Origin of the sequence: Roseinatronobacter sp. NSM, from assembly GCF_052379845.1 — a bacterium.
Taxonomy (GTDB): domain Bacteria; phylum Pseudomonadota; class Alphaproteobacteria; order Rhodobacterales; family Rhodobacteraceae; genus Roseinatronobacter.
On the sequence record NZ_JBQTCF010000006.1, the window covers coordinates 101,309 to 115,593 of the forward strand.

14 protein-coding genes and 1 tRNA gene are annotated in these 14,285 nt (G+C 61.2%); 11 read left to right on the forward strand and 4 right to left on the reverse strand.

Annotated features, from left to right (window positions below):
- The first annotated feature begins 11 nt into the window (after positions 1 to 11).
- Positions 12 to 461 carry a cytochrome c maturation protein CcmE gene (ccmE, locus tag ACTZWY_RS05110; protein WP_444789610.1) on the forward strand — a complete coding sequence of 150 codons (450 nt, stop codon included), beginning with the start codon at positions 12 to 14 and terminating at the stop codon, positions 459 to 461.
- A gap of 351 nt (positions 462 to 812) precedes the next feature.
- Here the strand turns inward: ccmE and ACTZWY_RS05115 are convergent, their stop codons facing one another.
- From ACTZWY_RS05115 to ACTZWY_RS05125, 3 genes are all read right to left on the reverse strand, one after another.
- Positions 813 to 1,592 carry an enoyl-CoA hydratase-related protein gene (locus tag ACTZWY_RS05115; RefSeq protein WP_444789611.1) on the reverse strand — a complete coding sequence of 260 codons (780 nt, stop codon included), beginning with the start codon at positions 1,590 to 1,592 and terminating at the stop codon, positions 813 to 815.
- A 69-nt stretch (positions 1,593 to 1,661) separates the two neighbouring features.
- Positions 1,662 to 2,120, reverse strand: coding sequence for a cytochrome c-type biogenesis protein (locus tag ACTZWY_RS05120; protein ID WP_444789650.1), 459 nt, complete (start codon positions 2,118 to 2,120; stop codon positions 1,662 to 1,664).
- 2 nt (positions 2,121 to 2,122) lie between these two features.
- Entirely contained in the window at positions 2,123 to 4,096 is a 1,974-nt protein-coding gene (locus tag ACTZWY_RS05125; protein ID WP_444789612.1) for a heme lyase CcmF/NrfE family subunit, read from the reverse strand.
- Between the two features lie 188 nt (positions 4,097 to 4,284).
- Here ACTZWY_RS05125 and ACTZWY_RS05130 point away from each other — a divergent pair, with 188 nt between their 5' ends.
- The 4 genes from ACTZWY_RS05130 (at position 4,285) to thpR (ending at position 7,460) form a co-directional block, all read left to right on the forward strand.
- Positions 4,285 to 5,199: an AAA family ATPase gene (locus ACTZWY_RS05130; protein WP_444789613.1), complete on the forward strand. Its 915-nt coding sequence runs from the start codon at positions 4,285 to 4,287 to the stop codon at positions 5,197 to 5,199.
- Between the two features lie 77 nt (positions 5,200 to 5,276).
- Positions 5,277 to 6,536 (forward strand): vWA domain-containing protein, encoded by a 1,260-nt coding sequence (locus ACTZWY_RS05135; protein WP_444789614.1) that lies wholly within the window; start codon positions 5,277 to 5,279, stop codon positions 6,534 to 6,536.
- A 46-nt stretch (positions 6,537 to 6,582) separates the two neighbouring features.
- Complete coding sequence (locus tag ACTZWY_RS05140; RefSeq protein ID WP_444789615.1) at positions 6,583 to 6,924, forward strand: antibiotic biosynthesis monooxygenase family protein; 342 nt, start codon at positions 6,583 to 6,585, stop codon at positions 6,922 to 6,924.
- On the forward strand, positions 6,921 to 7,460 hold the full coding sequence (gene thpR / locus ACTZWY_RS05145; protein ID WP_444789616.1) for an RNA 2',3'-cyclic phosphodiesterase: 540 nt from the start codon (positions 6,921 to 6,923) through the stop codon (positions 7,458 to 7,460). Before ACTZWY_RS05140 ends, thpR begins: the two co-directional genes overlap by 4 nt.
- A 15-nt stretch (positions 7,461 to 7,475) precedes the next feature.
- Here thpR and ACTZWY_RS05150 read toward each other — a convergent pair whose 3' ends face one another.
- Positions 7,476 to 8,201: a M48 family metallopeptidase gene (locus ACTZWY_RS05150; RefSeq protein ID WP_444789617.1), complete on the reverse strand. Its 726-nt coding sequence runs from the start codon at positions 8,199 to 8,201 to the stop codon at positions 7,476 to 7,478.
- A gap of 121 nt (positions 8,202 to 8,322) precedes the next feature.
- On the opposite strand from ACTZWY_RS05150, the gene ACTZWY_RS05155 reads away from it, so the two are divergent.
- The 6 genes from ACTZWY_RS05155 (at position 8,323) to ACTZWY_RS05180 (ending at position 14,282) form a co-directional block, all read left to right on the forward strand.
- Positions 8,323 to 8,631, forward strand: a complete 309-nt coding sequence (locus ACTZWY_RS05155) for a TIGR02300 family protein (protein WP_444789618.1) — start codon at positions 8,323 to 8,325, stop codon at positions 8,629 to 8,631.
- A 94-nt stretch (positions 8,632 to 8,725) separates the two neighbouring features.
- A tRNA-Ala gene (locus ACTZWY_RS05160) sits at positions 8,726 to 8,801 on the forward strand.
- Positions 8,802 to 9,160: 359 nt separating this feature from the next.
- Positions 9,161 to 10,411: a sarcosine oxidase subunit beta family protein gene (locus tag ACTZWY_RS05165; protein ID WP_444789619.1), complete on the forward strand. Its 1,251-nt coding sequence runs from the start codon at positions 9,161 to 9,163 to the stop codon at positions 10,409 to 10,411.
- Between the two features lie 82 nt (positions 10,412 to 10,493).
- Positions 10,494 to 10,781: a sarcosine oxidase subunit delta gene (locus ACTZWY_RS05170; RefSeq protein WP_444789620.1), complete on the forward strand. Its 288-nt coding sequence runs from the start codon at positions 10,494 to 10,496 to the stop codon at positions 10,779 to 10,781.
- A complete protein-coding gene (locus tag ACTZWY_RS05175) occupies positions 10,778 to 13,729 on the forward strand; it encodes a sarcosine oxidase subunit alpha family protein (RefSeq protein WP_444789621.1) in 2,952 nt (983 codons plus the stop codon). Before ACTZWY_RS05170 ends, ACTZWY_RS05175 begins: the two co-directional genes overlap by 4 nt.
- A complete protein-coding gene (locus tag ACTZWY_RS05180) occupies positions 13,722 to 14,282 on the forward strand; it encodes a sarcosine oxidase subunit gamma (RefSeq protein ID WP_444789622.1) in 561 nt (186 codons plus the stop codon). Before ACTZWY_RS05175 ends, ACTZWY_RS05180 begins: the two co-directional genes overlap by 8 nt.
- Positions 14,283 to 14,285: the final 3 nt, after the last annotated feature.

Consider the following 14,285-nt stretch of genomic DNA (forward strand, 5'->3'; position numbering starts at 1 on the left):
ATGAGGTTACGATGAAAAGCCTGAAGAAGACCCGCCGGATACAGATCATCATGGTCGCGGCTGTGGCCTTGGCGTTTTCGACGGCGCTGATTGGGTATGCCATGCGCGATGGCATCAATTTTTTCCGCTCTCCGTCAGAAGTGCTGGCCGCGCCGCCCCCCCCGAACGAGGTGTTCCGTATTGGCGGGCTGGTCGAGGCCGGATCGATCATTCGCGGGCAGTCAGACACGGTTATTTTTCGCGTAACCGATGGCCCTGCCTCGGTCGAGGTGCGCTATCGCGGCATATTGCCTGACTTGTTCACCGAAAACGAAGGCATGGTGGGCACTGGGCGGCTTGTGGATGGTGTGTTTCAGGCCAGCGAGATCCTGGCCAAGCATGATGAAACCTACATGCCGCGCGAGGTGATGGAAGCCTTGAAGGAGTCAGGCGAATGGAAAGGGCCAGACCCGCAAAGTTAGTATCTGATCCGAACTGCGTAAAATAGTAAGCGTGGGTGCTGTTGGCCTTTTGCTGCCCTTCAGCTTTGGACTAAGCCCGCGCTGTCGGCGGGCCGGGGTCTGCCGATCCGACGCCAGTTAAGTTCACTTTATGCAGGCGGCATATTCCGACTTTCAAGGCTTGGCGTGCCACCAGAGTAATCGGCAGGCCGCGGGACGGCCCGCCGATGGCGCGGCGGCCTGCGGCCTTTGCCCCGCACCTTGGGCATCCCCCAATGTCCACAACAGGCCAGAAGCGACCTGGGTTTTTTGCATCTGGCGTGACCCATCCGGGCATCGCTGGCGCAGGGGTGCGGCCCCAAAGCCCCCCACTTATCGCCCTTCAAACTCGGGCGGACGTTTTTCCAGAAATGCCAGTACACCTTCCTTGAAATCGCGGGTCTTGCCGGCCTCTGCCTGAAGCTGGGCTTCAAGGGCCAGTTGTGCATCAAGGCTGTTGGACAGGCTTGCGCGCAGGGCCCTTCGGATATTGCGGTAGGCAATTGTTGGACCGCTGGCCAAGGCACTGGCACGCGCCATCCATGTGGCCTGAAACACATCCTCAGGGACCGCTTCCCAGATCATGCCCCAGTCAGCGGCCTCTCGCGCGGAAATGCGGTCGGCAAAGAGCATGGCCCCCATGGCGCGGGCAAACCCCACCTGACGGGGCAGGAAATAGGTGCCGCCTGCATCCGGGATCAGCCCTATGCGGGTGAATGCCTGGATAAACACTGCGCTGTCGCAGGCAATCACCACATCTGCAGCCAGTGCCAGATTGGCCCCCGCCCCCGCAGCCGCCCCGTTGACCGCCGCAATGACAGGCACCGGCGCGTCATAGATGGTGCGCAGCAGCGGTTCATATTCTTCGCGCAAGGTGCGTTCCAGATCAATCTGCGCAGCATTGCCGCCATCGCCCAGATCCTGTCCTGAACAAAATGCCCGCCCTGTCCCGGTCAGGACCAGCACGCGTGCATTCGGGGTCACTGTCTTGATGGCGTGGGTCAATTCGGCGCGCATCTGCTTGTTCAGCGCATTCATCATTTCAGGGCGCGCCATGGTCACTATGGCGATGCCGCTTTCGTCGATGCTGGCTGTCAGCGTGTCATACTCCATTGCGTCCCCCGTCTGATTTTCCACGCCATCTTAGCGCAGTCCAGAACGGGTAAAAGCCCGAACCACGCGTCACTCTTTCAGCAATTCCGCAAGGCGGCGTTTTTCATCATCGTTCAGCCCTGCCTTGTCGGCTTCGGGGGCCTTGTCGCGTTGGCGCAGGTAAACTGCCGCCGACCCCAGCGCGATCAGAAACATGATGGGCGCAGCCACCCACAAGATGATGTTCGCCCCGGCCGTAGTGGGGCGCAGCAACACATATTCGCCATACCTGTCAACGATAAAGGCCACAGCGGCTTCGTTGCTGTCGCCTGCGACCAGCCTTTCGCGCACCAGAAGTCGCATGTCGCGCGCCAGATCGGCATTTGATTCGTCGATGGATTCGTTGCGGCACACAAGGCAGCGCAACCCTGCCGAAATGTCGCGCGCACGCGATTCTAACACGGGGTCATCCAGTATTTCATCAGGCTGGACAGCCCATGCAGGGCTGGCCAAGGCCACACACAGGGCCACCAGAAGGGGGCGCAACATGGTCATTCTGCCGCCACCGCATCCACACGGGTTTTCCCTGCGCCTGCAGCTACACGGTAGCGCCGGTCGCTCAGGCTGAAAATGCCGCCAAGCGCCATAAGGATGCACCCGAACCACAACCAGTTTGCGAAGGGCTTGATATAGGACCGGATGGCCCAGCCGCCGTTATCCTGTGGATCCCCCAGCGCCAGATACAGGTCACGCGTCACACGGTAATCAATGGCCGCTTCGGTCGTGGGCATGCCGGCAATCGGATAGAAACGTTTTTCGGGTTGCAGGTTGGCTATGAACCGCCCGTCACGACGGGCCTCGATTGTGGCCATGGTTGACACGTAATTCGGCCCCTCAACCCGGTCCACGGCGGTCAGCGTCAGCTCATACCCGCCGTAACTATACGTCTCCCCGATCTGGACCACGCGGATATCCTCGGATTCCCAGCCCACAAGGGCGGCAACCGCAAATACGCTGATCCCCATGCCCGCATGGGCGGTAAATTTGCCCCAATCCGCGCGCGGCAGGCGCGTGATGCGCCCCAGACGCGCACGCCAATGGCCACGTCCCGTGCGCGACCAAATATCGACGACGGACCCTAAAACCACCCACAGCCCCAGCGCCAGTCCCACAGGAACAAGCATGGAATGCCCGGTCTGCAAGGCCCATGTCAGTGCGCCCATGGCCACTGAAAACACCGCCAGTCCCCAAAGCGGGCGCATGGTTCGGCCCAGATTGCCCCGTTTCCACGGCAGCATTGCGCCAATCGGCAACACCATGGCCAGCGCGACCATGAAGGGTGTGAAGGCCATGTTGAAAAACGGCGGACCAACGGACAGCACCCTGTCAAACAGCATTTCGGCAATCAGCGGCCACATTGTGCCGATGAATACCACGAAGGAGGACACCGCCAGCAGGACATTGTTGATCACCAGCGCCGACTCGCGGCTGACTGTGGCAAACACGCCCTTGGCTTCCAGCACGGGGGCGCGGATCGCAAACAAGATCAACGCCCCGCCCATGAATGCCGCAAGGATCATCAAAATGAACACCCCGCGTTCAGGGTCCATCGCAAAGGCATGCACCGATGTCAGCAAACCCGAGCGCACAATGAATGTCCCCATCAGCGAGAAGCCGAACCCCAGAATCGCCAGCAGGATGGTCCAGCTTTTCAGCGTTTCGCGCTTTTCCACCACGATTGCCGAATGCAGCAGGGCGGCAGCGAACAGCCACGGCATAAGGCTGGCGTTCTCAACAGGGTCCCAGAACCAGAAGCCGCCCCAACCAAGCTCATAATAGGCCCACCATGACCCCGTTGCTATACCGATGGTCAAAAACACCCATGCCGCCAGCGTCCAAGGCCGCACCCAGCGCCCCCATGCTGCATCCACGCGCCCCTCAATCAGGGCTGCCACGGCGAAACTGAACGCCATAGACAGGCCCACATAGCCCAGATACAGAAACGGCGGATGAAACGCCAAACCTGGGTCTTGCAACAGCGGGTTGAGGTCTGTGCCGTCAAAGGGCGGAAAGGCCAGCCGCGTAAACGGGTTGGACGTGAAAATGGTGAAGGCCATGAACGCCGCCGTGATGGCCGATTGCACTGCCAGCACCCGCGCTTGCAGGCTGGCAGGCAGGTTGCCCCCGAACCACGCCGCAGATGCGCCAAAAAGTGCCAGAATCAGCACCCATAGCAGCATTGACCCCTCATGGTTTCCCCAAACACCTGATATCTTGTAAATCAGCGGCTTCAGGGTGTGGGAATTGTCCACCACCAGCTTTACGGAAAAATCCGACACCAGAAACGCATAGGTCAGCGCGGCATAGCTGAAGGCCACAAGCCCGAATTGCAAGCTGGCCATGGGATTGGCCACCAGCATCCAGTCGCGCCAGCCTTTGTGCGCGCCGATCAAGGGAATGGCCGCCTGCGCAAGCGCAACAGCAAAGGCCAGCATAAGGGCGAAATGTCCAAGTTCTACAATCATGCGTACAGCAATAAACCAAACCCGCGCGCGCGCAAAGCCCTCTCAACGCGCAAATGCGCGACCGGACGTCACAGGTCAGTGCGCGTTGCGCTTATTGTCCTTTGGTGCAAGATGCCCGGTTTGGTCTTGACCCTTGCGCGCCGGCACGACAGCGTGGCGCAATAGATCACCACAAAAAGGGGCCGCGCATGACCAGCGACTTGTCCGATATTGACACGGTTCAGGCCGTTTTGCGCGACCATGCCTATGTCGCCGACCGCGCACTTTCGACTGTCGTGTTTCTGGCCCTCACCCTCAAACGCCCGATTTTCCTCGAAGGGGAACCGGGCACCGGCAAAACCGAAATCGCGCGCACCCTCGCTGCCGCTCTCGGGCGGCAGTTGATCCGACTGCAATGCTATGAGGGGCTGGATGCGTCCTCGGCGGTATATGAATGGAATTTCGCCGCCCAGATGCTGGCCATCCGCACCGCTCAGGTCACCGACACCGCTGCCGCGATAAAAGACACCTTGTTTGGCCCTGAATTCCTGATCGAACGCCCGCTTCTGCAGGCCATGCGCTCCCATTCCGGCGGCGCGCCGGTCCTGCTGATCGATGAGATTGACCGCACAGACGAACCCTTTGAAGCTTTCCTGCTGGAAGCGCTTTCTGATTATCAAGTCACCATCCCCGAACTTGGCACCATCGCAGCAGATGACCCGCCCATCGTCATCGTGACCTCGAACCGCACCCGCGAAGTGCATGACGCGCTCAAGCGGCGCTGCCTTTATCACTGGGTGGATTATCCGTCCTTCCAACGCGAACTCGACATCCTGACCGCGCGCGCCCCCGAAGCTTCGGCCACGCTGTCGCGCGAAATCGTGGCCTTCGTGCAGCGTCTGCGCACCGAAGATCTGTTCAAAAAACCCGGTGTCGCCGAAACCATTGACTGGGCAAAATGCCTGCTTGCGCTCGATGTGCTCGAACTCTCCCCCGAAGTGATTTCCGACACTTTGGGCGCAATCCTCAAATATCAAGACGACATTGCCCGCCTGCAAGGACTGGAAGCCAAACGTATTCTTGACGAGGCCCGCGCCGCGCTGGCCCCATCCGAACAGTCATGACCTTCATTCTGGCCAAAATATCCTGGGGTGAATTGGCGCAGCCAAGAGGGGCAACGCCCCTTGACCTTGTGTGATCCATGGCGCGCTACGCTGACATTCCTATCCCCGAGAATGGCAAACTCCTCGACAATATCACCCATTTCGCGCGGGCCTTGCGCCGTGCGGGCCTGCCCATCGGGCCGGGCCGGGTGCGGCTGGCCATTCAGGCGGTTGCCGCCGCAGGGTTTGATCGCAAGGCGGATTTTTACTGGACGCTGCATGCGGTCTTTGTGAACCGCCCCGAAGAACGGCAGGTCTTCAACCAGATCTTCCGGCTGTACTGGCGTGATCCGCGCTATCTGGATCATATGATGTCGCTGATGCTGCCCGCGATCCGCGGTGTTTCGGAAGAAAAAGCCGCCGATGCGGCAGCCAAGCGCGCGGCCGAAGCGCTTTTGGACGGCGCGCAGGCACCAGAGTCGCCACAGTCTGGTGACGACAGCCAACCGCCCGAAATCCAGATTGACGCCTCGCACACCGCCTCGGCCGACGAACGGCTGCGACATCTGGATTTTGAACAGATGTCCACGCAAGAAGTGGCAGCAGCCAAGCGCATGCTGGCGCAATTGTCGCTGCCGGTCAAACCGCTTGCGACCCGCCGTCTGCGCCCCAGCCCCATGGGCCGGACGCCGGACTGGCGCGCCAGCATGCGCGCGGCCCTGCGGCAGGGTGGCGAGATGACGCGCATTTACCGCCGTGCGCCCGCCACACGCTGGCCCGCGTTGGTTGTGTTATGCGACATATCGGGGTCGATGTCGCAATATTCGCGCATGGTGTTGCATTTCGTCCATGCTGTTGCCAACCAGCGCGGACAGGGCTGGGCGAAGGTGCATACCTTCACATTCGGCACGCGCCTTACCAATATTACCCATCATCTGCGCAGCCGCGATGTGGATGCGGCGCTGAATGCCGCGGGCGCGCAGGCACAGGACTGGCAGGGCGGCACGCGTATCGGCCAATGCCTGCGCAGCTTCAATGTGGACTGGTCGCGGCGGGTGCTGGGGCAGGGCGCGGTTGTGGTGCTGATTTCGGACGGGCTGGACCGCGATGATCCCGCCCTTCTGGCGCGCGAAATGCAGCGGCTGAACCTGTCCTCGCGCCGGTTGATCTGGCTGAACCCCCTGCTGCGCTGGGACAGTTTCGCGCCGCGCGCGCGCGGGATCCGCGCCATGCTGCCGCATGTGGACAGTTTTCGCGCCGGGCATTGCGTGGCGTCACTGGACGCCCTGGCGCGCGCGATTTCAGACGCACACGATAGTGGCGAGAAAGCGCGCCTTATGGCGATGCTGAAGGATTGATCCCGCGCCCGCTTTGCGTCACCATACCGCGCAGGAGGGGCCAATCATGCAGATCACTGCCCAGACTGACGGCCAGACTGTCATCAGCACGTTTGAAATGACACCGGGGACCTGCGCGGATGTGCTGGACGCGCTCAGCGATGCCTATGACAAGGTTATCCGGTTTCAACCCGGTTTTCTGGGGGCGGCGATTCATGTAAACGACGCCCAGACCCGCATTTCCACCTATTCACGCTGGCGCACGCGCACGGATTTTCAGGCCATGCTGCGCACGCCCGCGATGCGTGAACGCAACCGCGCTATCGCGCAGCTATGTGCGCGTTTTGAACCGGTAATGTATGATGTGGCCGCCGTCATCACCCCCGGCCCAGACGCAGCGCCAAAGTGATTCGCGCGTTTCTGGCGCTGGAGCTGCCCGCGCATATTCGCAGCCAGTTGGTGTTGCAGCAGTATCTTTTGCCGGTTGATCGCCGGGTCCCGCCAGAGAATTTTCACATCACGCTTGTGTTTCTGGGCGACAGCCCCGTGCACCAGTTGGAAGAATTGCACCTGGCCCTAAGCCAGTTCCCCATCCCCCCGCTGCAGCTGCAGATCAAAGGGTTGGGATTGTTCGGCAAGGACAAGCCGCATAACCTGCATGCGGTGGTGGCCCCTGATGCGGCGTTGTCGCGGTTTCAGGCCAAGCTCATGACGCTGGCGCGTGGCTGTGGGTTTGCCCTGCCGTCCAGACGTTTTCGCCCGCATGTGACATTATCTTATCTGCGCGCAGGCAGTTTTGACCGCATTGAACTGGAATCCGCAATCGTGCGCGATGCCCAGTTCAGAACCGACCTGTTTGAGACGCGTGAACTGGCCTTGTTCCGGTCGGTGTTGCGCCCCGATGGCGCGGAACATGATGTTCTGGAACGCTACGGTTCGGTGTAGTAGGCAAAGGCCAGATCAGAACCTGTAGCTGTGCAGTTGCGCGCCGTTCTGGCGCAGCCATGTGCGATGACGCTGATACGCGGGCATCAAATCCGCCACACAGGCCCAATAGGCGCGCGAATGGTCCATATGGCGCAAATGCGCGGCCTCATGGGCGGCAACATAGTCCAGCACCACAGGCGGGGCCATGATCAGCCGCCATGAAAACATCAACCGCCCGTCAGCGGTACAAGAGCCCCAGCGCGACCGCGTGTCGCGCAAGCTGATGGATGTTACCGCCTCTCCCAGCGTGTGCGCATAGGCACGCGCCGCCGGAACAAGCGCCCTGCGCGCATGCTCTTTCAGAAATGCCGCAACGCGCGCGGGGGTCTTGTCCCCCTCGGAGTCCGGCGGCACCAACAGAGTGTCGCCTTCAAGATGCATGCCCCGCGTGGGGCCGCTGGCGATATGCAGGGGCAGCCCCTTGAAGGCAATGGTGCTGCCAATCTGCACTGGCGTTTGCGTGGGCACGCGCTGCAGCGCCCCGCGCAGCCACTCCGCCTTCTCAGCAAGAAACCCCAGCGCAGCGGCCTTTGGCACTGTTTTGGGAATCGACAGGGTTACGCGCCCGTCAAGGCCCGACACCCGCAGACTCATTCGGCGCGCACGCGGACAACGGCGCATCGTGACCTGTATGGAAGGCGCACCCTCCAGCGCAATCACCTCGGTCTTGTCCGTCATCTTGTCAGGCTGTGCAGGCATGGCAGGGGTGTTTCATCTGATGGCCTGTGCATTCCAGGCGTGGATAGGGGGCTTTACAGGCCGCATCACTTATGGCACGGCAATTGGCTTGAAGGAAGGCACGCGAATAAAGGAAAACTCGATGTCCAATCCAGAATGGGGCGTGAAGCGCGTCTGCCCAGAAACCGGCAAACGGTTTTATGACCTGAACAAGAAACCGATCATCAGCCCTTATACCGGCAAGGAAGTCCCGATTGAAACCGTGGAACGCCGCGAGTCGGTTGTCGCGGCCATGGCAGAGAAGTCCAAGAAAGCAGTCAAGGATGACGATGATCTTCTGGTCGATGACGATGACACGGTAGATGTCGATGATGAATTGCTGGAAGACGAAGACGACGACACTGTCGCGCTGGATGATCTGGCCGACGTGGCCGGCGATGATGACGATTAAGCCCGCAATTTTTTGACGATACCGGATTTTCCTATTGCGTTGGCGGATTTGCTTTCGTAATAGGCGGTCATTGTCAGGAAGCTGGCAAAACGGTGGGGCCATAGCTCAGTTGGGAGAGCGCTTGAATGGCATTCAAGAGGTCAGCGGTTCGATCCCGCTTGGCTCCACCAAATAAAACAAAGACTTAGCGAGAAACAGTCCCGCCAGTGCGGGGCTTTTTCGTTTTGGGAAATACTGCGTCAGCGCGCTTGTGGAAATTGCCCTGTTGGTTTCCAGACATGTTGTCATCACGCACCCATCCTTCTACAGGCGCGATGTCATAGTTTTGTGATATTGTGGGTCCACGCAGTGCAGAACGGGTACCCCCTTTTTGCCACCACATGCCTGCACCTGCGCGCGCCGCAGATATACAGCAGCGCGCGCACATAAAATTCTGGAACGAGAGTCGTATTTGAACGCAAGCTTGTCCGATTTCACGACAAAACGGCGCCCACGATGCCGTAATTGAAGGCGGGAAGGAGTGTTCTGCATGCGCTATTCCGGTTTCAAAATTCTGAAAGAAGCCCTGAGCGGCCATAAAGGCTGGACGCCAGCATGGCGTGATCCCGACCCGAAGCCGCAATATGACATCATCATCATTGGCGGGGGCGGTCATGGGCTTGCGACGGCCTATTATCTGGCGCGCCAGTTTCACCAGTGCAATGTCGCGGTCCTTGAAAAAGGCTGGATCGGGGGCGGCAATGTGGGGCGCAATACCACCATCATACGGTCAAACTATTTGCTGGACGGAAATGAACCCTTCTACGAATTCTCCCTTAAACTCTGGGAAGGGCTGGAACAGGACCTGAATTACAACGCCATGGTCAGCCAGCGGGGCATTTTGAACCTTATCCATTCGGATGCGCAGCGCGACGCGTTCATGCGCCGCGGCAACGGGATGATCCTGCATGGCGCAGATGCGGAATTGCTCAGCGCCGATCAGGTCCGCCGCGAATACCCGTTCCTGAATTTCGACAATGCCCGCTTTCCCATCAAGGGCGGGTTGGCGCAACGGCGCGGGGGCACCGTGCGCCATGATGCAGTGGCCTGGGGCTATGCGCGCGGGGCTGACAGCCACGGCGTGGACATTCTCCAGAATTGCGAAGTGACCGGCTTCCGTATTGAAAACGGCAAATGCCTGGGGGTGGACACATCGCGCGGCTTCATTGGCGCGGGCAAGGTTGGCGTTGCGGTGGCGGGCAATTCCTCGCGCATCATGGCGCAGGCAGGAATGCGCCTGCCCATCGAATCCCATGTCCTGCAAGCCTTCGTCTCCGAAGGGCTGAAGCCCGTTCTGCCCGGCGTGATCACTTTCGGCGCGGGGCATTTCTACTGCAGCCAGTCCGACAAGGGCGGGCTCGTCTTCGGTGGCGACATCGACGGCTATAACTCCTACGCGCAGCGCGGGAACCTGCCTGTCATCGAGGATGTTGCGGAAGGTGGCATGGCACTGTTTCCGGGCCTTGGCCGTGTCCGCCTGCTGCGTATGTGGGGCGGCGTGATGGATATGAGCATGGACGGCTCCCCCATCATCGACCGCACCCATATTGATGGCCTCTATTTCAACGGGGGCTGGTGCTACGGGGGCTTCAAGGCCACCCCCGCATCAGGGTGGTGCTTTGCGCATCTTCTGGCCACGGACACCCCGCATGCCGTGGCCAAAGCCTATCGGTTCGACCGCTTCCGGCGCGGCCGCATGATCGATGAAAAAGGGATGGGCGCGCAGCCCAACCTGCATTGAGGGGCACCATGCAAGCTTCATCTTGCCAAAAATACTCAAATACGACGGCCTCGTTCAGGACCACCCGCCAAAGGGGGCGCGCATGATCATCACCCACCCGCTTCTTGGCCCCTGCGATGCGCAGGAATTCACCTATCTGGGCGATGCACGCCTGATCGACCGCCCCGATGGCATGACGGACGGGGCCGAAGATGCTTTTTATGATTATGCTTATCTGCGCGACAATCCGGCAGGACAGCACCGTGAATTATGGTTTCACGAAGCAGGGGACCGCAGTTGGCTGGTGGTCACGCGCGACACGCTGACCCATGAAATCCTGTCAGTGGAACTGGCGCGCGATGTGGCACGCAAGCAGGGGCGCAGCATATGAGCAGGCTATCCACAGGCGGGCAGATTGACCGCACAACGCGGCTGCGTTTCACCTTTGACGGGCTGCCCTATTATGGGCATGCAGGTGACACACTGGCCTCGGCATTGCTGGCCAATGGGGTGCGGCTGATGGGGCGGTCGTTCAAGTATCACCGCCCGCGCGGCGTGCTGTCTGCAGGCAGCGAGGAACCCAACGCGTTGGTGCACTTGCGCAAGGGCGGGCGGCAGGAACCCAACACGCGGGCCACAGTGGCGGAATTGTTCGACGGGCTGGAGGCCGCATCGCAAAATGCGTGGCCCAGCCTGAAACTGGACGCGCTGGCCATCAATGACCGGCTGTCGAATTTCCTGACAGCGGGGTTTTACTATAAAACCTTCATGTGGCCGGCGGCGTTCTGGGAAAAGCTGTATGAACCCATCATCCGGCGCGCGGCGGGGCTGGGGTCCATCACCACAGACCCTGATCCTGACAGCTATGACAGGGGTTTTCTGCATTGCGACCTGTTGATCATCGGCGCGGGGCCTGCAGGGCTGGCGGCTGCGCTGACTGCAGGGCGCGCGGGTGCGCAGGTCATTCTGGCGGATGAGGATTTTCGCATGGGGGGGCGGCTGAATGCCGAAACCCATGCCTTGGGCGACCAGTCCGGCGCCGATTGGGCGGCGGGCGCTGTCGCGGAACTGGCCAGCCTGCCCAATGTGCGGCTGCTGGCGCGCACCACAGTTCTGGGGGCGTTTGATCACGGCATTTACGGTGCAGTGGAACGCGTGGCCGACCATCTGGCGCAGCCCGCACCGGGCAAGCCGCGCCAGATCTTGTGGCGCATCTATTCCAAACGCGCGGTTTTATGCGCGGGCGCTATAGAACGGCCCATAGCCTTCGCCAATAACGACCGCCCCGGCATTATGCTGGCAGGCGCATTGCGCGCCTATGTCAACCGCTGGGCGGTGACGCCTGCGCAAACTGTGGCCGTGTTCACCAATAATGATGACGGCCACCGCACCGCGCGTGACCTGCGGGCCGTGGGTGTTGACGTGGCCGCGATCATTGACACCCGCGCGGATGCACCTGCCTGTGACGGCGTGCAGGTCATGGCGGGCGCGCAAGTGGTGGACAGCGCGGGGCGGCTGGGGCTGAAATCTGTCACAGTGCGGCAGGAGAACGGCCAGGAACACCGCATCAGCATCGGTGCGCTGGGCGTGTCGGGCGGCTGGAACCCGAATGTCGCGCTAAGCAGTCACCAACGCGGGCGGCCAGAATGGAATGATGCCATCGCCGCCTTTGTGCCCGGCGGCACGCTGCCACAGGGCATGCGCAGTGCAGGCGCAGCCGCTGGCCAGTTCAGCACGCAGGGCGCGCTTGCGGCCGGGGCAGGGGCCGCCATACAGGCCCTGTCGGATCTGGGCAAAACTGCGCAGGCCCCCGATTTGCCTATGGCCGAAGACGGGGCAACCCGCATCACGCCGTTTTGGCATGTGGGTGGCACGAAAGCGCGCGCATGGCTGGATTTCCAGAATGATGTGACCGTCAAGGACGTGACACTGGCCCATCAGGAAGGGTTCCGCGCTGTGGAGCACCTGAAGCGCTATACCACGCTGGGCATGGCCACGGATCAGGGCAAGACCTCGAATATGGGGGGGCTTGCGGTCATGGCCGAACTGACAGGCAAAAGCATCACGCAAACCGGCACAACCATATTCCGCCCGCCCTATACACCAGTTGCCATGGGCGTGCTTGCAGGCCGGTCAGTGGGGCGTGATTTCCGCCCCACGCGCCTGACCCCCAGCCATGACTGGGCCGTGGAACAGGGCGCGGTCTTTGTTGAGGTCGGAATGTGGCTGCGCGCGCAATATTTCCCCCGCGCGGGGGAATCTGACTGGCGTCAATCCGTGGACCGCGAAGTGCGCGCCACACGCGGCAGTGTGGGCGTGTGCGATGTCACCACGCTGGGCAAGATCGACGTGCAGGGCCGTGACGCGGCGGCATTCCTGAACCGCATCTATTGCAATGGCTTTGCCAAGCTGGCGGTCGGGCGCGTGCGCTATGGCCTGATGCTGCGCGAAGACGGCATTACCATGGATGACGGGACCGCCGCGCGTATGGCGCACGATCATTTCGTCGTCACCACCACAACGGCCAATGCCGTGGCGGTGTTTCGCCATATGGAATTCGCCCGCCAGTGCCTGTGGCCCGACATGGATGTGCAGCTGATTTCCACAACCGAAGCATGGGCGCAATTTGCCGTGGCCGGGCCAAAATCCCGCGCGTTGTTGCAAAAGATTGTGGACCCTGAATGTGACCTGTCCAATGACGGTTTCCCATTCATGGCCTGCGGGGAAATTACCGTGTGCGGCGGGTGCCCTGCGCGGTTGTTCCGCATCTCCTTCTCGGGCGAGTTGGCGTATGAAATTGCCGTGCCCACACGCTACGGTGATGCGCTGATGCGTCGATTGATGGATGCGGGCCGGGAATTCGATGTCACCCCCTACGGGACCGAGGCCTTGGGCGTCATGCGCATTGAAAAAGGCCATGCCGCCGGAAATGAACTGAATGGCCAGACCACAGCGCTGAATCTGGGCATGGGGCGTATGGTCAGCGACAAGAAAGACAGCATTGGCGCGGTTCTGTCGCGCCGCGAAGGGTTGCAGGACGAAAACGGCCTGCGGCTGGTGGGGTTCCTGCCCAAAAACCCGCAAGAGCGTGTGATGGCAGGCGCGCATCTGCTGGACAAGGGGGCCGATTTGCGCGCGGCCAATGATCTGGGCTATGTGACGTCAGCGTGCTATTCCCCCACGCTGAACAGCTATATTGCCATCGGTTTTCTGAAATCGGGCGAGACGCGCCTTGGCGAGGTGGTGCGCGCGGCGTCGCCCCTGACGGGCCATGATACCGAAGTCACAGTCGTGTCGCCGCATTTTGTCGACCCAAAGGGAGAACGCCTTCGTGCATGATCTTGTCCCCCTGACCGCGCTGGGGTCCAGTGCGCCGCAAACCGACACAATCGGCCCTGTCACCATAACCGAAAACCCTGATATGGCGCTGGTATCTGTTGCCGCGCGTCTGGGGCAGGAAGCGGCCTGCGCCAAGGGCCTGGCGGCCATTCTGGGCATATCTGCCCCCGATGTGGCGCGCTATGTCCAAGGCCCCACGCTGGGCGCCTTCTGGACCGCGCCGCAGTGCTGGATGGTGACAGGCCCCGACGACCCGCAATCAGCCCTGTTCGCCCGCCTGAAGGCTGAACTGGGGGACATGGCCAGCATAACCGACCAAAGCGGCGCTTGGGTGCGGTTTGATGTGCAGGGCGACCGGGTGGCCACGCTGTTTGAACTTCTGTGCAATCTGGACATGGCCCGCATGGCAGGTGGCGGCGCGCGGCGCACGGTCATTGACCATCTGGGCTGTTTCATGCTGTGCCATGGCGGCGGGGTTACAGTTTACGGCCCCAGATCGGGCGCGCGCAGCTTGCATCATGCCTTGATAACCGCCGCAAAGGCCGTGTTCTGACGG

Excerpts from the sequence above, each read along its gene's own strand:
- ACTZWY_RS05140 (WP_444789615.1), top strand. The coding sequence starts at position 6,583 with ATGCAGATCACTGCCCAGACTGACGGCCAGACTGTCATCAGCACGTTT.
- ACTZWY_RS05165 (WP_444789619.1), top strand. The coding sequence starts at position 9,161 with ATGCGCTATTCCGGTTTCAAAATTCTGAAAGAAGCCCTGAGCGGCCAT.
- ACTZWY_RS05150 (WP_444789617.1), bottom strand. The coding sequence starts at position 8,201 with ATGCCTGCACAGCCTGACAAGATGACGGACAAGACCGAGGTGATTGCG.
- ACTZWY_RS05175 (WP_444789621.1), top strand. The coding sequence starts at position 10,778 with ATGAGCAGGCTATCCACAGGCGGGCAGATTGACCGCACAACGCGGCTG.
- ACTZWY_RS05155 (WP_444789618.1), top strand. The coding sequence starts at position 8,323 with ATGTCCAATCCAGAATGGGGCGTGAAGCGCGTCTGCCCAGAAACCGGC.
- ACTZWY_RS05125 (WP_444789612.1), bottom strand. The coding sequence starts at position 4,096 with ATGATTGTAGAACTTGGACATTTCGCCCTTATGCTGGCCTTTGCTGTT.
- ACTZWY_RS05120 (WP_444789650.1), bottom strand. The coding sequence starts at position 2,120 with ATGTTGCGCCCCCTTCTGGTGGCCCTGTGTGTGGCCTTGGCCAGCCCT.
- ACTZWY_RS05170 (WP_444789620.1), top strand. The coding sequence starts at position 10,494 with ATGATCATCACCCACCCGCTTCTTGGCCCCTGCGATGCGCAGGAATTC.
- ccmE (WP_444789610.1), top strand. The coding sequence starts at position 12 with ATGAAAAGCCTGAAGAAGACCCGCCGGATACAGATCATCATGGTCGCG.
- ACTZWY_RS05130 (WP_444789613.1), top strand. The coding sequence starts at position 4,285 with ATGACCAGCGACTTGTCCGATATTGACACGGTTCAGGCCGTTTTGCGC.
- ACTZWY_RS05115 (WP_444789611.1), bottom strand. The coding sequence starts at position 1,592 with ATGGAGTATGACACGCTGACAGCCAGCATCGACGAAAGCGGCATCGCC.
- ACTZWY_RS05135 (WP_444789614.1), top strand. The coding sequence starts at position 5,277 with ATGGCGCGCTACGCTGACATTCCTATCCCCGAGAATGGCAAACTCCTC.